The sequence below is a fragment of the Pseudomonas sp. HS6 genome, assembly GCF_023375815.1.
In the GTDB taxonomy this organism is placed as follows: Bacteria; Pseudomonadota; Gammaproteobacteria; order Pseudomonadales; family Pseudomonadaceae; genus Aquipseudomonas.
The window spans coordinates 6,501,859-6,521,512 of the sequence record NZ_CP067412.1; the positions used below are offsets into that span (position 1 = coordinate 6,501,859).

At 56.5% G+C, this 19,654-nt stretch carries 6 protein-coding genes, 1 rRNA gene and 1 pseudogene; 7 read left to right on the plus strand and 1 reads right to left on the minus strand.

Annotated features, from left to right (window positions below; all coding sequences use genetic code 11):
* The first annotated feature begins 15 nt into the window (after positions 1-15).
* The 6 genes from rplL to fusA all read left to right on the plus strand — a co-directional run bounded on the left by rplL (position 16) and on the right by fusA (position 12,243).
* Positions 16-381 (plus strand): 50S ribosomal protein L7/L12, encoded by a 366-nt coding sequence (gene rplL / locus JJN09_RS29385; protein WP_003228750.1) that lies wholly within the window; start codon positions 16-18, stop codon positions 379-381.
* A 220-nt stretch (positions 382-601) separates the two neighbouring features.
* Complete coding sequence (rpoB, locus tag JJN09_RS29390; protein ID WP_096823077.1) at positions 602-4,675, plus strand: DNA-directed RNA polymerase subunit beta; 4,074 nt, start codon at positions 602-604, stop codon at positions 4,673-4,675.
* A 63-nt stretch (positions 4,676-4,738) separates the two neighbouring features.
* Positions 4,739-8,938, plus strand: a complete 4,200-nt coding sequence (gene rpoC, locus JJN09_RS29395; protein ID WP_249484900.1) for a DNA-directed RNA polymerase subunit beta' — start codon at positions 4,739-4,741, stop codon at positions 8,936-8,938.
* A 215-nt stretch (positions 8,939-9,153) separates the two neighbouring features.
* A complete protein-coding gene (rpsL, locus tag JJN09_RS29400; RefSeq protein ID WP_003186084.1) occupies positions 9,154-9,525 on the plus strand; it encodes a 30S ribosomal protein S12 in 372 nt (123 codons plus the stop codon).
* Positions 9,526-9,633: 108 nt separating this feature from the next.
* The gene (gene rpsG, locus JJN09_RS29405) at positions 9,634-10,107 is read left to right on the plus strand and encodes a 30S ribosomal protein S7 (RefSeq protein ID WP_249484901.1); all 474 of its coding nucleotides are present in this window, start codon (positions 9,634-9,636) and stop codon (positions 10,105-10,107) included.
* Between the two features lie 30 nt (positions 10,108-10,137).
* Complete coding sequence (fusA, locus tag JJN09_RS29410; protein ID WP_249484902.1) at positions 10,138-12,243, plus strand: elongation factor G; 2,106 nt, start codon at positions 10,138-10,140, stop codon at positions 12,241-12,243.
* 15 nt (positions 12,244-12,258) lie between these two features.
* Here fusA and JJN09_RS29415 read toward each other — a convergent pair.
* Positions 12,259-16,410: pseudogene (locus JJN09_RS29415) on the minus strand (immunoglobulin-like domain-containing protein); the annotation flags it as partial.
* 170 nt (positions 16,411-16,580) lie between these two features.
* On the opposite strand from JJN09_RS29415, the gene JJN09_RS29420 reads away from it, so the two are divergent.
* A 23S ribosomal RNA gene (locus JJN09_RS29420) occupies positions 16,581-19,471 on the plus strand.
* The last annotated feature ends 183 nt before the right edge of the window (positions 19,472-19,654 follow it).

Consider the following 19,654-nt stretch of genomic DNA (forward strand, 5'->3'; position numbering starts at 1 on the left):
TTCAGGAATTGAGTCATGTCTCTGACTAACGAACAAATCATCGAAGCAATCGGCCAGAAATCCGTAGTGGAAATCGTTGAGCTGATCAAAGCGATGGAAGAAACCTTCGGTGTTACCGCTGCTGCTGCTTCGGCTGGTCCAGCTGCTGCTGCCGCTGTTGTTGAAGAGCAAACCGAGTTCAACGTTGTTCTGCTGGAAGCTGGCGAGAAGAAGGTTAACGTGATCAAGGCAGTTCGTGAACTGACCGGTCTGGGCCTGAAAGAAGCCAAAGAGAAAGTAGACGGCGCTCCTCAGGTTGTAGCTGAAGGCGTTTCGAAAGAAGCTGCTGAAGACGCCAAGAAGAAGCTGGAAGAAGCAGGCGCTAAAGTCGAGCTGAAATAAGTATCGACTTTGCTCCTCCAGCCCGAGCGTCAAGCGAAAGGCTGATGGCTGGTGGCTCTTGCCACCGGCCTTTTTCCGTTATTGGCAGCCGACTGGGTCGGTGCCGATAACGAGCTGTAACCACCCGATGCGGTGGCGCAAACCATGGGGTTTGCACGATTTTCTGGCTGCTCCCGTCGGGAGGGGCCAAACAAGCAGGTGACCAAGCTGGGGAACGCTGATGGCTTACTCATATACTGAGAAAAAACGTATCCGCAAGGACTTTAGCAAGTTGCCGGACGTCATGGATGTGCCTTACCTCCTGGCCATCCAGCTGGATTCGTATCGTGAATTCTTGCAAGCGGGAGCGACTAAAGATCAGTTCCGCGACGTGGGCCTGCATGCGGCCTTCAAATCCGTTTTCCCGATCATCAGCTACTCCGGCAATGCTGCGCTGGAGTACGTCGGTTATCGCCTGGGCGAACCGGCATTTGATGTCAAAGAATGCGTATTGCGCGGTGTAACTTTCGCCGTACCTTTGCGGGTAAAAGTGCGCCTGATCATTTTCGACAAAGAGTCGTCGAACAAAGCGATCAAGGACATCAAAGAGCAAGAAGTCTACATGGGTGAAATCCCCCTGATGACTGAGAACGGTACCTTCGTAATCAACGGTACCGAGCGTGTAATCGTTTCCCAGTTGCACCGCTCCCCGGGCGTGTTCTTCGACCACGACCGTGGCAAGACGCACAGCTCCGGTAAACTGCTGTACTCCGCGCGCATCATTCCTTACCGCGGTTCGTGGCTGGACTTCGAGTTCGACCCGAAGGACTGCGTATTCGTACGTATCGACCGTCGTCGCAAGCTGCCGGCCTCGGTTCTGCTGCGCGCGCTCGGCTATACCACCGAAGAAGTGCTGGACGCGTTCTACACCACCAACGTATTCCACGTTAAGGGCGAGACCCTGAGCCTGGAACTGGTGCCTCAGCGCCTGCGTGGTGAAGTTGCAGTCCTCGATATCCAGGACGACAAAGGCAAGGTAATTGTCGAGCAGGGTCGTCGTATCACTGCCCGTCACATTAATCAGCTGGAAAAAGCCGGGATCAAAGAGCTGGACGTGCCTCTGGACTACGTTCTGGGTCGCACCACCGCCAAGGTCATCGTGCATCCGGCTACCGGCGAAATCCTGGCAGAGTGCAACACCGAGCTGTCGACTGAAGTTCTGGCGAAAATCGCCAAGGCTGGTGTCGTTCGCATCGAAACGTTGTACACCAACGATATCGACTGCGGTCCGTTCGTCTCCGACACTCTGAAGATCGACTCCACCAGCAACCAATTGGAAGCGCTGGTCGAAATCTATCGCATGATGCGTCCAGGCGAGCCGCCAACCAAAGACGCTGCCGAAACCCTGTTCAACAACCTGTTCTTCAGCCCTGAGCGTTATGACCTGTCTGCGGTCGGCCGGATGAAGTTCAACCGTCGTATCGGTCGTACCGAGATCGAAGGTTCGGGCGTGCTGTGCAAGGAAGACATCGTCGCGGTACTGAAGACTCTGGTCGACATCCGTAACGGTAAAGGCATCGTCGACGACATCGACCACCTGGGTAACCGTCGTGTTCGCTGCGTAGGCGAAATGGCCGAGAACCAGTTCCGCGTTGGCCTGGTGCGTGTTGAGCGTGCGGTCAAAGAGCGTCTGTCGATGGCTGAAAGCGAAGGCCTGATGCCGCAAGACCTGATCAACGCCAAGCCTGTGGCTGCGGCGGTGAAAGAGTTCTTCGGTTCCAGCCAGCTGTCGCAGTTCATGGACCAGAACAACCCGTTGTCCGAGATCACCCACAAGCGTCGTGTCTCTGCACTCGGCCCTGGCGGTCTGACTCGTGAGCGCGCGGGCTTCGAAGTTCGTGACGTACACCCGACTCACTACGGTCGTGTCTGCCCGATCGAAACGCCGGAAGGTCCGAACATCGGTCTGATCAACTCCCTGGCTGCTTACGCTCGCACCAACCAGTATGGCTTCCTCGAGAGCCCGTATCGTGTGGTGAAAGAGGGTGTGGTCACCGACGAGATCGTGTTCCTGTCCGCTATTGAAGAAGCCGATCACGTGATCGCGCAGGCTTCGGCGACCATGAACGACCAGAAAGTCCTGATCGACGAACTGGTAGCCGTACGTCACCTGAACGAATTCACCGTCAAGGCGCCTGAAGAAGTCACCTTGATGGACGTTTCGCCGAAGCAGGTAGTTTCGGTTGCAGCGTCGCTGATTCCGTTCCTCGAGCACGACGACGCCAACCGTGCGTTGATGGGTTCGAACATGCAGCGTCAAGCTGTACCAACCCTGCGTGCTGACAAGCCGCTGGTAGGTACCGGCATGGAGCGTAACGTGGCTCGCGACTCCGGCGTTTGCGTCGTGGCTCGTCGTGGCGGCGTGATCGACTCTGTTGATGCCAGCCGTATCGTGGTTCGTGTTGCCGATGACGAAGTTGAAACCGGTGAAGCTGGTGTCGACATCTACAATCTGACCAAATACACCCGTTCGAACCAGAACACCTGCATCAACCAGCGTCCGCTGGTGAGCAAGGGTGATCGCGTTCAGCGTAGCGACATCATGGCCGACGGCCCGTCCACCGATATGGGTGAACTGGCACTGGGTCAGAACATGCGCATCGCGTTCATGGCATGGAACGGCTTCAACTTCGAAGACTCCATCTGCCTGTCCGAGCGTGTGGTTCAGGAAGACCGCTTCACCACGATCCACATTCAGGAACTGACCTGTGTGGCTCGTGACACCAAGCTTGGCCCAGAGGAAATCACTGCGGACATCCCGAACGTGGGTGAGGCTGCACTGAACAAGCTGGACGAAGCCGGTATCGTTTACGTAGGTGCTGAAGTTGGCGCCGGCGACATTCTGGTAGGTAAGGTCACTCCGAAAGGCGAGACCCAACTGACTCCGGAAGAAAAACTGCTGCGTGCGATCTTCGGTGAAAAAGCCAGCGACGTTAAAGACACTTCCCTGCGTGTACCTACCGGTACAAAAGGTACTGTCATCGACGTGCAGGTCTTCACTCGTGACGGCGTTGAGCGTGATGCTCGTGCCCTGTCGATCGAGAAGACCCAGCTGGACGAGATCCGCAAGGATCTGAACGAAGAGTTCCGCATCGTTGAAGGTGCGACCTTCGAACGTCTGCGTTCCGCTCTGGTAGGCCACAAGGCTGAAGGCGGCGCGGGCCTGAAGAAAGGTCAGGACATCACCGACGAAGTACTCGACGGTCTTGAGCATGGTCAGTGGTTCAAACTGCGCATGGCTGAAGATGCTCTGAACGAGCAGCTCGAGAAGGCTCAGGCCTACATCGTTGATCGTCGCCGTCTGCTGGACGACAAGTTCGAAGACAAGAAGCGCAAACTGCAGCAGGGCGATGACCTGGCTCCAGGCGTGCTGAAGATCGTCAAGGTTTACCTGGCAATCCGTCGTCGCATCCAGCCGGGCGACAAGATGGCCGGTCGTCACGGTAACAAAGGTGTGGTCTCCGTGATCATGCCGGTTGAAGACATGCCGCACGATGCCAATGGCACCCCGGTCGACGTGGTCCTCAACCCGCTGGGCGTACCTTCGCGTATGAACGTTGGTCAGATCCTTGAAACCCACCTGGGCCTCGCGGCCAAAGGCCTGGGCGAGAAGATCAACCGGATGGTCGAAGAGCAGCGTAAAGTCGCTGAACTGCGTACCTTCCTGGACGAGATCTACAACCAGATCGGCGGTCGTAACGAAGATCTGGACAGCTTCTCCGATCAGGAAATCCTGGATCTGGCGAAGAACCTGCGTGGCGGTGTTCCAATGGCCACTCCAGTGTTCGACGGTGCCAAGGAAAGCGAAATCAAGGCCATGCTGAAACTGGCGGACCTGCCAGAAAGCGGCCAGATGCAGCTGACCGACGGCCGTACCGGCAACAAGTTCGAGCGTCCAGTTACCGTTGGCTACATGTACATGCTGAAGCTGAACCACTTGGTAGACGACAAGATGCACGCGCGTTCTACCGGTTCGTACAGCCTGGTTACCCAGCAGCCGCTGGGTGGTAAGGCACAGTTCGGTGGTCAGCGTTTCGGGGAGATGGAGGTCTGGGCACTGGAAGCATACGGTGCTGCTTACACTCTGCAAGAAATGCTCACAGTGAAGTCGGACGATGTGAACGGCCGGACCAAGATGTACAAAAACATCGTGGACGGCGATCACCGTATGGAGCCGGGCATGCCCGAGTCTTTCAACGTGTTGATCAAGGAAATTCGTTCCCTCGGCATCGATATCGATCTGGAAACCGAATAACACGTGACGCGATCGAGAGCGGGGCAGGATTGCCCGCTCTCTGCTCCGCCAGGAGGAAAGGCCTTGAAAGACCTACTGAATTTGCTGAAAAACCAGGGTCAAGTCGAAGAGTTCGACGCCATCCGTATCGGATTGGCCTCGCCTGAGATGATCCGCTCGTGGTCGTTCGGTGAAGTTAAAAAGCCGGAAACCATCAACTACCGTACGTTCAAACCTGAGCGTGACGGTCTGTTCTGCGCCAAGATCTTTGGCCCGGTAAAGGATTACGAGTGCCTGTGCGGTAAGTACAAGCGCTTGAAGCATCGTGGTGTGATCTGCGAGAAGTGCGGCGTTGAAGTTGCACTGGCCAAGGTTCGTCGTGAGCGCATGGCGCACATCGAACTGGCTTCGCCGGTTGCCCACATCTGGTTCCTGAAATCGCTGCCGTCCCGTATCGGCCTGCTGATGGACATGACCCTGCGTGATATCGAACGTGTTCTCTACTTCGAGAGCTATGTCGTTATCGACCCGGGCATGACTACCCTTGAAAAAGGTCAGCTGCTGAACGACGAGCAGTACTTCGAAGCGCTGGAAGAGTTCGGTGATGACTTCGACGCCCGCATGGGTGCTGAAGCTGTTCGTGAACTGCTGCACGCTATCGACCTGGAGCACGAGATTGGCCGTCTGCGTGAAGAAATTCCGCAAACCAACTCCGAAACCAAGATCAAGAAGCTGTCCAAGCGTCTGAAGTTGATGGAAGCCTTCCAGGGTTCCGGCAACCTGCCAGAGTGGATGGTGCTGACCGTTCTGCCGGTTCTGCCGCCAGATCTGCGTCCACTGGTTCCTCTGGATGGCGGTCGTTTCGCGACTTCCGACCTCAACGATCTGTATCGTCGAGTGATCAACCGTAACAACCGTTTGAAGCGCCTGCTGGATCTGTCCGCTCCGGACATCATCGTGCGCAACGAAAAGCGTATGTTGCAGGAAGCTGTCGACGCACTGCTCGACAACGGTCGTCGTGGCCGCGCTATTACCGGTTCGAACAAGCGTCCTCTGAAATCCCTGGCTGACATGATCAAGGGTAAGCAAGGTCGTTTCCGTCAGAACTTGCTCGGTAAGCGTGTTGACTACTCCGGTCGTTCGGTAATTACCGTAGGCCCGACCCTGCGTCTGCATCAGTGCGGTCTGCCGAAGAAGATGGCTCTCGAGCTGTTCAAACCGTTCATTTTCGGCAAGCTGGAAATGCGTGGTCTCGCTACCACCATCAAAGCGGCCAAGAAAATGGTCGAGCGCGAGCTGCCGGAAGTTTGGGACGTTCTCGCTGAAGTGATTCGCGAACACCCGGTTCTTCTCAACCGTGCACCGACCCTTCACCGTCTGGGTATCCAGGCGTTTGAACCGGTACTGATCGAAGGTAAGGCTATCCAGCTGCACCCTCTGGTCTGCGCCGCGTACAACGCCGACTTCGACGGCGACCAAATGGCCGTGCACGTACCGCTGACGCTGGAAGCCCAGCTCGAAGCGCGTGCGTTGATGATGTCGACCAACAACATTCTGTCGCCAGCCAACGGTGAGCCAATCATCGTTCCGTCGCAGGACGTTGTATTGGGTCTGTACTACATGACTCGTGAAGCGATCAACGCCAAGGGCGAAGGTCGTGTGTTCGCGGATCTGCAGGAAGTCGACCGTGTGTTCCGTGCCGGCGAAGCCGCGCTGCACGCCAAGATCAAGGTTCGTATCAACGAAACCGTAAACGATCGTGACGGCAACAGCGTGAGCGGTACCCGTATCGTCGACACTACTGTCGGCCGTGCGCTGCTGTTCCAGGTTGTGCCAAAAGGTCTGTCGTTCGACGTCGTCAACTTGCCGATGAAGAAAAAGGCGATCTCCAAGCTGATCAACCAGTGCTACCGCGTGGTTGGTCTGAAAGAGACCGTGATCTTCGCTGACCAGTTGATGTACACCGGTTTTGCCTACTCGACCATCTCCGGCGTTTCCATCGGTGTTAACGACTTCGTTATCCCGGATGAAAAAGCCCGCATCATCGGTGCAGCCACCGACGAAGTGAAAGAGATCGAGAGCCAGTACGCCTCCGGCCTGGTAACCCAGGGCGAGAAGTACAACAAAGTGATCGACCTTTGGTCGAAAGCGAACGACGAAGTCTCCAAGGCGATGATGGCCAACCTCTCGAAAGAGAAAGTCATCGACCGTCACGGCGTCGAAGTCGATCAAGAGTCGTTCAACTCGATGTACATGATGGCTGACTCGGGTGCGCGGGGTTCCGCAGCACAGATCCGTCAGCTGGCCGGTATGCGTGGTCTGATGGCCAAGCCGGACGGTTCCATCATTGAGACGCCGATTACTGCGAACTTCCGTGAAGGTTTGAGCGTACTTCAGTACTTCATCTCTACTCACGGTGCTCGTAAAGGTCTGGCGGATACCGCGTTGAAAACTGCGAACTCCGGTTACCTGACTCGTCGTCTGGTAGACGTGGCGCAGGATCTGGTTGTAACCGAGATCGATTGCGGCACCGAACACGGTCTGCTGATGACACCGCACATTGAAGGCGGTGACGTTGTAGAGCCGTTGGGTGAGCGCGTATTGGGTCGTGTTATCGCTCGTGACGTATTCAAGCCGGGTACCGAGGACGTCATCGTTCCTGCTGGCACTCTGGTAGACGAGAAGTGGGTCGAGTTCATCGAGCTGAACAGCATCGACGAAGTGATCGTGCGTTCGCCGATCAGCTGCGAAACCCGCTATGGCATTTGCGCCAAGTGCTACGGCCGTGATCTGGCTCGTGGTCACCAGGTGAACATCGGTGAAGCGGTCGGCGTTATCGCTGCTCAGTCCATCGGTGAGCCGGGTACCCAGCTGACGATGCGTACGTTCCACATCGGTGGTGCGGCAAGCCGTACTTCCGCAGCCGACAGCGTTCAGGTGAAGAATGGCGGTACCGTCCGTCTGCACAACCTGAAACACGTTGAGCGTGTGGATGGCAACCTGGTTGCTGTGTCCCGTTCCGGTGAGCTGGCAATCGCTGATGACTTCGGTCGTGAGCGCGAGCGTTACAAGCTGCCGTACGGTGCTGTGATTTCGGTTAAAGAAGGTGACAAGGTCGACGCTGGCGCAATCGTGGCCAAGTGGGATCCGCACACTCACCCGATCGTTACCGAAATGAAAGGTACCGTGACCTACGTGGGCATGGAAGAGGGCATCACGATCAAGCGTCAGACTGACGAATTGACCGGTATGACCAACATTGAAGTACTCGATGCCAAAGACCGTCCGGCTGCCGGCAAGGACATCCGTCCTGCAGTGAAGATGGTCGATGACAACGGCAAGGATCTGTTGCTGCCAGGCACTGACGTTATCGCTCAGTACTTCCTGCCAGCCAACGCCCTGGTCGGTGTTGCGGACGGTGCGAAGATTGCGATCGGTGATGTTATCGCTCGTATCCCGCAAGAAACTTCGAAAACCCGTGACATCACCGGTGGTCTGCCGCGTGTTGCCGACCTGTTCGAAGCTCGTCGTCCGAAAGAAGCGTCCATTTTGGCTGAAGTCAGCGGCACCATCGCGTTCGGTAAAGAGACCAAGGGCAAGCGTCGTCTGGTCATCACTCCGAACGACGGTAGCGATCCGTATGAAGAGCTGATTCCGAAGTGGCGTCACCTGAACGTGTTCGAAGGCGAACAGGTAAACCGCGGCGAAGTTATCTCCGACGGCCCGAGCGATCCGCACGACATCCTGCGTCTGCTGGGTGTGAGCGCGCTGGCCAAGTACATCGTTAACGAGATCCAGGACGTTTACCGTCTGCAAGGCGTGAAGATCAACGACAAGCACATCGAGACCATCCTGCGTCAGATGCTGCGTAAAGTTGAAATCGCTGAATCCGGCGATTCGAGTTTCATCAAGGGCGACCAGATGGAACTGACTCACGTACTGGTAGAGAACGAGCGTCTGGGCGGCGAAGACAAGTTCGTCTCCAAGTACACTCGCGTCCTGCTGGGTATCACCAAGGCGTCGTTGTCGACCGAATCGTTCATCTCGGCGGCTTCCTTCCAGGAAACCACCCGCGTACTGACCGAAGCGGCCGTAACCGGCAAGCGCGATTACCTGCGCGGCCTGAAAGAAAACGTGGTCGTGGGTCGTCTGATCCCGGCTGGTACCGGTCTGGCTTATCACAGCGAGCGTAAACGTCGCCGTGATGCAGACAAACCGTTGCGCGTAAGCGCCAGTGAAGTGGAAGCTGCACTGACCGAAGCGCTGAACTCGAGCGGTAACTGAGTTCTGCGGAAAATGAGCTAAGGCCCTGATCGAACCGCTCATCGAATCGAGACAATTTGTCGAGGTTCGACGAGCGGGGAGGTCGGGGCCTTGCCTTGACTGGGGACAAGATCCTCTTTAGACTCTTGATCCCCTAAATTTGGCGGGAATTCGTTCCTGCCATTTTGCTTTTCTTGCAAGACAATAGCGTCGCAAGACAACAGTGGAGCTAGTAGATGGCAACTATCAACCAGCTGGTACGTCAGCCGCGTAAGCGTATCGTCGAGAAATCCGACGTGCCTGCGCTGCAGAACTGCCCGCAACGTCGTGGCGTGTGCACCCGTGTGTACACCACTACGCCGAAAAAACCTAACTCGGCACTGCGTAAAGTATGCCGTGTGCGTCTGACCAACGGTTTCGAGGTTTCCTCGTACATCGGTGGTGAAGGCCACAACCTGCAAGAGCACAGCGTGGTACTGATCCGCGGCGGTCGTGTAAAAGACTTGCCAGGTGTTCGTTACCACACCGTTCGCGGCTCCTTGGATACTTCCGGCGTTAAAGGCCGTAACCAGGGTCGTTCGAAGTACGGTACCAAGCGTCCGAAGTAATCGGCCGTTTTGAAGATTTTCATTTTATTGAGTCGATAAGAGTAAGGTCGGGCGCGCATCCTCTGGATCTGTCCCGAGCTAACCTGAAGACCGTTTGAGGGCTTATCAATGCCAAGACGTCGCGTAGCAGCAAAGCGTGAGATTCTGGACGATCCGAAATACGGAAGCCAAATCCTCGCCAAATTCATGAACCACGTTATGGAAAGCGGCAAGAAAGCCGTTGCCGAGCGTATCGTTTATGGTGCCCTGGAAACCGTTGCGACCCGTAAGGCTGGCGCCGATCCCCTGGAACTCTTCGAAAAAGCACTCGACGCCATCGCTCCGCTGGTCGAAGTGAAGTCGCGCCGCGTTGGTGGTGCTACTTACCAGGTTCCGGTCGAAGTTCGTCCGTCCCGTCGTAACGCTCTGGCAATGCGCTGGTTGGTAGACTTCGCCCGTAAGCGTGGCGAGAAGTCTATGGCTCTGCGCTTGGCTGGCGAGCTGCTGGATGCTGCTGAAGGTAAAGGTGCTGCTGTTAAGAAGCGTGAAGACGTGCACCGTATGGCCGAAGCCAACAAAGCTTTCTCGCACTACCGCTTCTAATTTTAGCTTCACTAATTTTGCGAGGGCTTTATGGCTCGTACTACTCCGATTAGTCGCTACCGTAACATCGGTATCGTCGCTCACGTGGATGCTGGTAAAACCACCACCACCGAGCGCGTCCTTTTTTACACTGGCAAAAGTCACAAAATGGGCGAGGTGCATGACGGCGCCGCGACCACAGACTGGATGGTTCAGGAGCAGGAGCGTGGTATTACCATTACTTCTGCTGCCATTACCGCCTTCTGGAAAGGTTCCGAGAAGCAGTACGCTCACGAGCATCGCTTCAACGTAATCGATACCCCGGGCCACGTAGACTTCACCATTGAAGTAGAGCGTTCCCTGCGCGTACTCGACGGCGCTGTCGTTGTGTTCTGCGGTACTTCGGGTGTTGAGCCTCAGTCGGAAACCGTATGGCGTCAGGCCAACAAATACGGCGTTCCACGTCTTGTTTACGTAAACAAGATGGACCGTGCTGGTGCCAACTTCCTGCGCGTGATCGGTCAGATCAAACAGCGTCTGGGTCACACTCCGGTGCCGATCCAGCTGGCTATCGGTTCGGAAGACAACTTCCAGGGCCAGATCGACCTGATCAACATGCAGGCTGTTTACTGGAACGACTCTGACAAGGGTATGGTCCCTGTTCGCAAGGACATTCCTGCCGAGCTCCAAGAGCTGGCTGACGAGTGGCGCAACAACATGGTTGAAGCTGCTGCCGAAGCCAACGAAGAGCTGATGAACAAGTACCTGGAAGGCGAAGAGCTGTCGATCGAAGAGATCAAAGCTGCTTTGCGTCAGCGTACTATCGCCGGCGAAATCGTTCTGGCTGTTTGCGGTTCTTCCTTCAAGAACAAGGGTGTTCCCCTGGTTCTCGACGCCGTTATCGACTTCCTGCCTGCTCCGACCGACATTCCTGCTATCAAGGGTTCCAACCCTGATAACGAGGAAGAGGAAATGGAGCGTCATGCAAGCGACGACGAGCCGTTCGCGGCGCTGGCGTTCAAGATCGCTACCGACCCATTCGTGGGTACCTTGACCTTCGTCCGTGTTTACTCGGGCGTGTTGAACTCCGGCGACGGCGTGATCAACTCGGTTAAAGGCAAGAAAGAGCGCGTGGGTCGTATGGTGCAAATGCACGCAAACGCCCGTGAAGAGATCAAGGAAGTGCGCGCTGGCGACATCGCGGCCCTGATCGGCATGAAGGACGTCACCACTGGTGAAACCCTCTGCAACGCTGACAAGCCAATCATCCTGGTTCGCATGGACTTCCCGGAGCCGGTTATCTCGGTTGCCGTAGAGCCTAAGACCAAGGATGACCAGGAAAAAATGGGTATCGCTCTGGGCAAACTTGCTCAGGAAGACCCTTCTTTCCGCGTTAAAACTGATGAAGAGACTGGTCAGACGATCATCTCCGGCATGGGCGAGCTGCACCTGGACATCCTGGTTGACCGGATGCGCCGTGAGTTCAACGTCGAAGCCAACATCGGCAAGCCTCAAGTTTCGTACCGTGAGCGCATCACGAAGAACTGCGAAATCGAAGGCAAGTTCGTTCGTCAATCCGGTGGTCGTGGTCAGTTCGGTCACTGCTGGATCCGTTTTGCTCCTGCTGACGAAGGTCAGGAAGGTCTGCAATTCGTGAACGAAGTAGTAGGTGGTGTGGTTCCTAAGGAATACATCCCGGCTATCCAGAAGGGTATCGAAGAGCAGATGAAGAACGGCGTTGTTGCCGGCTATCCGCTGATCGGCCTGAAGGCTACCGTGTTCGATGGTTCTTACCACGACGTCGACTCCAACGAGATGGCGTTTAAAGTGGCTGCTTCCATGGCGACCAAGCAACTGGCCCAGAAGGGCGGTGGTGAGTTGCTCGAGCCGATCATGGCGGTAGAGGTTGTTACGCCTGAAGACTATATGGGTGATGTGATGGGCGACCTTAACCGTCGTCGCGGCATGATCCAGGGTATGGAAGACACAGTGTCCGGCAAGGTTATCCGTGCCGAAGTTCCACTGGGTGAGATGTTCGGTTATGCGACCGACGTTCGTTCCATGTCCCAGGGTCGCGCAAGCTACTCTATGGAATTCAAAAAATACGATACGGCTCCGTCGCACATCGTCGAATCCGTTACCAAAAAACAAGGCTGATTCAGCCCCTTTAGGCTAGGAGTTAATTGTCGTGGCTAAAGAAAAATTTGATCGTTCCCTACCGCACGTCAACGTTGGCACGGTGCCAGTGGTTTTACCCGCTTCGATGGTGATGACAGCGCCGTTGCTCAAGGTCACGGTCAGCGGCGTGCCGGCCGGGTTGGTCAGGGTGGCGGTGTAGACGATCGAACCACCCTCGGCCACGGAACCGGTAGCACTCAGGGTCAGATTGGTGGTGTCGACAGTGTCAGTGACCGTGGTCGAAACCGGAGTTTTGTCAGCCACCAGATTTTCGTAGTTACCGCCCGTCACGCCGGTGATCGCGTTGGTTAGCGGCGCGTGGCCGTTGAGCGCATCGTTTGGCGCGGTGGTGGTCACGGTGCCGGTGGTTTTACCCACTTCGATGGTGATCGACTGACCGTTCGACAGGGTCACGGTTACCGGCGAACCGGTGACAGGCGCGCCCACGGTCGCGGTGTAGGTAACGGTGCCGCCTTCAGCTGCCGACTCTGTCGCGGTCAGTTTGACCGTGGTGGTGTCGATGGTGTCGGTGACGTTGGTCACGGCTGGAACGGTGCTTGGCACCAGGTTCTCGAAACCGCCACCGGTGGCGGTCGAAATGGTTGCCTCGACTTTGCCGGCATCCTTGTAAACGTCATCGGCAGGTGCCGCAACGGTCACGGTGCCGGAGGTCTTGCCGGCTTCGATGGTGATCACCGCGCCGTTCGACAGGGTCACGGTCACCGGCGTACCGGCCGGGTTGGTCAGGGTGGCGGTGTAGACAATCGAGCCACCCTCGGCGACCGAATCGGTGGCCGTCAGGTTCAGGTTGGTCGTGTCGACGGTGTCCGAAACCGAGGTATTTGCCGGTTTGCTGTCGACCGCCAGGCTTTCGTAGTTGCCACCGGTGGCCTTGTCGATGGTCACGCTCAGGGAGCTGCCGCCGGCCAGCGGGCTGTTCGGCGCGACGAAGTTCACGGTGCCGGTGGTCTCGCCGACGGCGATGGTGATGGTCTGGCCGTTGGACAGGGTCACGACGACCGGCGAACCGGTCACTGGCGCCGTCACGGTCGCGGTGTAGACCACGGTTTCGCCTTCGGCGACGTTGGCGGTGGCCGTCAGCGACACGGTGGACGTGTCGATAGTGTCATTGACGGTGGTGACTGCCGGGGCGGTGCTGGTGACCAGGTTTTCGAAGTCGCCACCGGTGGCGCCCTTGATGGTCGTTTCAACGGTGCCGGCGTCCTTGTAGACGTCGTCCTTCGGTGCATCGACGGTCACGGTGCCGGTGGTTTTGCCGGCCTCGATGGTGATCACGGCGCCGTTGCTCAACGTTACGGTCACCGGGGTGCCGGCGGCGTTGGTCAGGGTCGCGGTGTAGGTGATATGGCCACCTTCGTTGACGGCCGGCGTCGCGCTCAGGGTCAGATTGGTGGTGTCGACGGTGTCGGTCACAGTGGTGCTGACCGGAGTTTTGTCGGCCACGAGATTTTCGTAGTTACCGCCGCTCACGCCGGTGATCGAGTTGCTCAGTGGTTCGTGACCGTTGAGTGCGTCGTTCGGCGCGGTGGTGGTCACGGTGCCAGTGGTTTTGCCGACTTCGATGGTGATCGACTGACCGTTGGCCAGGGTCACGGTGACCGGAGAGCCGGTCACTGGTGCGCCAACAGTTGCGGTGTAAGTGACGGTGCCGCCTTCAGCTGCCGACTCGGTCGCGGTCAGTTTGACGGTCGAGGTGTCGATGGTATCGGTGACTTCGGTGACGGCCGGAACAGTGCTTGGCACCAGGTTCTCGAAGTTGCCGCCGGAAGCGTCCTTGATCGTGACTTCGACTTTGCCGGCGTCCTTGTAGACGTCATCGGCAGGTGCTGCAACGGTCACGGTGCCAGTGGTTTTGCCTGCTTCGATGGTGATGACGGAGCCGTTGCTCAACGTCACGGTCACCGGTGTGCCCGCCGGGTTGGTCAATGTAGCGGTGTAGACGATCGAACCGCCCTCGGCCACCGAGTCAGTGGCGCTGAGGGTCAGGTTGGTGGTGTCGACGGTGTCGGTGACGGTGGTCGAAACCGGAGTCTTGTCGGCTACGAGGTTTTCGTAGTTGCCGCCCGTCACGCCGGTGATCGCGTTGGTCAGCGGTGCATGACCGGTCAACGCATCGTTCGGTGCGGTGGTGGTGACGGTGCCGGTGGTCTTGCCGACTTCAATGGTGATCGACTGACCGTTGGACAGGGTCACGGTGACCGGCGAACCGGTTACGGGTGCACCCACGGTGGCGGTGTAGGTGACGGTGCCGCCCTCAGCAGCGGTCTCGGAAGCAGTCAGCTTCACGGTCGTCGTATCGATGGTGTCGGTGACTTCAGTGACGGCCGGAACAGTGCTCGGCACCAGGTTCTCGAAGTTGCCGCCGGAAGCGTCCTTGATCGTGACTTCGACCTTACCGGCGTCTTTGTAGACGTCATCAGCAGGTGCTGGAACGCTTACGGTGCCAGTGGTTTTGCCCGCTTCGATGGTGATGACGGAGCCATTGCTCAACGTCAAGGTCACCGGCGTACCGGCCGGGTTGGTCAGGGTTGCGGTGTAAACAATCGAACCGCCTTCAGCCACAGAACCGGTGGCGCTCAGGGTCAGATCGGTAGTATCGACGGTGTCGGTGACCGTGGTCGAAACAGGGGTTTTGTCAGCAACCAGATTCTCGTAGTTACCGCCGGTCACGCCAGTGATCGAGTTACTCAGTGGCTCATGACCATTTAACGCATCGTTCGGCGCGGTGGTGGTGACGGTGCCGGTGGTCTTGCCCACTTCGATGGTGATCGACTGACCGTTGGCCAGGGTCACGGTCACAGGCGAGCCGGTCACAGGCGCGCCAACCGTCGCGGTGTAGGTGACAGTGCCACCTTCAGCAGCGGTTTCGGAAGCGGTCAGCTTTACGGTCGTCGTGTCGATGGTGTCAGTGACTTCAGTGACGGCCGGAACGGTGCTTGGAACGAGATTTTCGAAGTTGCCGCCAGTTGCATCCTTGATGGTGACTTCGACTTTGCCGGCGTCTTTATAGACGTCATCGGCTGGCGCCGGAACGGTCACGGTGCCGGTGGTTTTACCCGCCTCAATGGTGATGACCGAGCCGTTGCTCAACGTCACGGTCACTGGTGTGCCGGCCGGGTTGGTCAGGGTCGCGGTGTAAACGATCGAACCACCTTCGGCCACAGAGCCAGTGGCGCTGAGGGTCAGGTTGGTGGTGTCGACGGTGTCAGTCACTGTGGTGCTGACCGGCGTTTTGTCGGCAACGAGGTTTTCGTAGTTGCCGCCCGTCACGCCAGTGATCGAGTTGCTCAGCGGTTCATGACCGTTCAACGCATCGTTCGGCGCGGTGGTGGTGACGGTGCCGGTGGTCTTGCCGACTTCGATGGTGATGGTCTGGCCGTTGGCCAGGGTCACGGTGACCGGCGAGCCAGTCACTGGTGCGCTAACCGTGGCGGTGTAGGTGACAGTGCCGCCCTCGGCCACCGAGGTATCGGCGCTCAGCTTCACGGTCGAGGTGTCGATGGTATCGGTGACTTCGGTGACGGCCGGAACAGTGCTTGGCACCAGGTTTTCGAAGTTGCCGCCGGAAGCGTCCTTGATCGTGACTTCGACTTTGCCGGCGTCCTTGTAGACGTCATCGGCAGGTGCCGGAACGCTGACGGTGCCGGTGGTTTTACCGGCTTCGATGGTGATCACGGCACCGTTCGACAGGGTCACGGTCACCGGAGTGCCGGCCGGGTTGGTCAGGGTCGCGGTGTAGACGATCGAACCGCCCTCGGCCACGGAGCCAGTGGCGCTGAGGGTCAGGTTAGTGGTGTCGACAGTGTCGGTGACGGTGGTGCTGACCGGCGTCTTGTCGGCTACGAGGTTCTCATAATTGCCGCCAGTCACGCCGGTGATCGAGTTGCTCAGCGGTTCGTGACCGTTGAGTGCATCGTTCGGCGCAGTAGTGGTCACGGTGCCAGTGGTCTTGCCCACTTCGATGGTGATCGACTGACCATTGGCCAGGGTCACGGTCACTGGAGAACCGGTCACTGGTGCGCCAACCGTGGCGGTGTAGGTGACGGTGCCACCTTCAGCAGCGGACTCGGTCGCGGTCAGTTTGACCGTGGTGGTGTCGATGGTGTCGGTGACTTCAGTGACGGCCCTAGATCGTTCTTTAAAAATTTGGGTATGTGATAGAAAGATAGACTGAACGTTACTTTCACTGGTAACGGATCAGGCTAAGGTAAAATTTGTGAGTTCTCTTAGTTGAGAAATTCGAATTTTCGGCGAATGTCGTCTTCACAGTATAACCAGATTGCTTGGGGTTATATGGTCAAGTGAAGAAGCGCATACGGTGGATGCCTTGGCAGTCAGAGGCGATGAAAGACGTGGTAGCCTGCGAAAAGCTTCGGGGAGTCGGCAAACAGACTTTGATCCGGAGATGTCTGAATGGGGGAACCCAGCCATCATAAGATGGTTATCTTGTACTGAATACATAGGTGCAAGAGGCGAACCAGGGGAACTGAAACATCTAAGTACCCTGAGGAAAAGAAATCAACCGAGATTCCCTTAGTAGTGGCGAGCGAACGGGGACTAGCCCTTAAGTGGCTTTGAGATTAGCGGAACGCTCTGGAAAGTGCGGCCATAGTGGGTGATAGCCCTGTACGCGAAAATCTCTTAGTCATGAAATCGAGTAGGACGGAGCACGAGAAACTTTGTCTGAATATGGGGGGACCATCCTCCAAGGCTAAATACTACTGACTGACCGATAGTGAACTAGTACCGTGAGGGAAAGGCGAAAAGAACCCCGGAGAGGGGAGTGAAATAGATCCTGAAACCGTATGCGTACAAGCAGTGGGAGCAGACTTTGTTCTGTGACTGCGTACCTTTTGTATAATGGGTCAGCGACTTATTTTCAGTGGCGAGCTTAACCGAATAGGGGAGGCGTAGCGAAAGCGAGTCTTAATAGGGCGTCTAGTCGCTGGGAATAGACCCGAAACCGGGCGATCTATCCATGGGCAGGTTGAAGGTTAGGTAACACTGACTGGAGGACCGAACCGACTACCGTTGAAAAGTTAGCGGATGACCTGTGGATCGGAGTGAAAGGCTAATCAAGCTCGGAGATAGCTGGTTCTCCTCGAAAGCTATTTAGGTAGCGCCTCATGTATCACTGTAGGGGGTAGAGCACTGTTTCGGCTAGGGGGTCATCCCGACTTACCAAACCGATGCAAACTCCGAATACCTACAAGTGCCGAGCATGGGAGACACACGGCGGGTGCTAACGTCCGTCGTGAAAAGGGAAACAACCCAGACCGTCAGCTAAGGTCCCAAAGTTATGGTTAAGTGGGAAACGATGTGGGAAGGCTTAGACAGCTAGGAGGTTGGCTTAGAAGCAGCCACCCTTTAAAGAAAGCGTAATAGCTCACTAGTCGAGTCGGCCTGCGCGGAAGATGTAACGGGGCTCAAACCATACACCGAAGCTACGGGTATCACGTAAGTGATGCGGTAGAGGAGCGTTCTGTAAGCCTGTGAAGGTGAGTTGAGAAGCTTGCTGGAGGTATCAGAAGTGCGAATGCTGACATGAGTAACGACAATGGGTGTGAAAAACACCCACGCCGAAAGACCAAGGTTTCCTGCGCAACGTTAATCGACGCAGGGTTAGTCGGTCCCTAAGGCGAGGCTGAAAAGCGTAGTCGATGGAAAACAGGTTAATATTCCTGTACTTCTGGTTATTGCGATGGAGGGACGGAGAAGGCTAGGCCAGCTTGGCGTTGGTTGTCCAAGTTTAAGGTGGTAGGCTGGAATCTTAGGTAAATCCGGGATTCTAAGGCCGAGAGCTGATGACGAGTTGCCATTAGGCGACGAAGTGGTTGATGCCATGCTTCCAAGAAAAGCTTCTAAGCTTCAGGTAACCAGGAACCGTACCCCAAACCGACACAGGTGGTTGGGTAGAGAATACCAAGGCGCTTGAGAGAACTCGGGTGAAGGAACTAGGCAAAATGGCACCGTAACTTCGGGAGAAGGTGCGCCGGTGAGGGTGAAGGACTTGCTCCGTAAGCTCATGCCGGTCGAAGATACCAGGCCGCTGCGACTGTTTATTAAAAACACAGCACTCTGCAAACACGAAAGTGGACGTATAGGGTGTGACGCCTGCCCGGTGCCGGAAGGTTAATTGATGGGGTTAGCTAACGCGAAGCTCTTGATCGAAGCCCCGGTAAACGGCGGCCGTAACTATAACGGTCCTAAGGTAGCGAAATTCCTTGTCGGGTAAGTTCCGACCTGCACGAATGGCGTAACGATGGCGGCGCTGTCTCCACCCGAGACTCAGTGAAATTGAAATCGCTGTGAAGATGCAGTGTATCCGCGGCTAGACGGAAAGACCCCGTGAACCTTTACTATAGCTTTGCACTGGACTTTGAATTTGCTTGTGTAGGATAGGTGGGAGGCTTTGAAGCGTGAACGCCAGTTTGCGTGGAGCCATCCTTGAAATACCACCCTGGCAACTTTGAGGTTCTAACTCAGGTCCGTTATCCGGATCGAGGACAGTGTATGGTGGGTAGTTTGACTGGGGCGGTCTCCTCCTAAAGAGTAACGGAGGAGTACGAAGGTGCGCTCAGACCGGTCGGAAATCGGTCGTAGAGTATAAAGGCAAAAGCGCGCTTGACTGCGAGACAGACACGTCGAGCAGGTACGAAAGTAGGTCTTAGTGATCCGGTGGTTCTGTATGGAAGGGCCATCGCTCAACGGATAAAAGGTACTCCGGGGATAACAGGCTGATACCGCCCAAGAGTTCATATCGACGGCGGTGTTTGGCACCTCGATGTCGGCTCATCACATCCTGGGGCTGAAGCCGGTCCCAAGGGTATGGCTGTTCGCCATTTAAAGTGGTACGCGAGCTGGGTTTAGAACGTCGTGAGACAGTTCGGTCCCTATCTGCCGTGGACGTTTGAGATTTGAGAGGGGCTGCTCCTAGTACGAGAGGACCGGAGTGGACGAACCTCTGGTGTTCCGGTTGTCACGCCAGTGGCATTGCCGGGTAGCTATGTTCGGAAAAGATAACCGCTGAAAGCATCTAAGCGGGAAACTTGCCTCAAGATGAGATCTCACTGGAACCTTGAGTTCCCTGAAGGGCCGTCGAAGACTACGACGTTGATAGGTTGGGTGTGTAAGCGCTGTGAGGCGTTGAGCTAACCAATACTAATTGCCCGTGAGGCTTGACCATATAACACCCAAGCAATTTGACTACTCGAAAGAGCATCAGATTGCGGTGTGTGAAGACGCAATGAACCGAAAGTTCGACATTCACAAAAACACCGAAAACTATCCCATACCCAATTTGCTGAAGCGAGACCTTATGGTCACGACTCAGTACCCGGATTGCGTGAATTCTATGCAACGGCTCAGC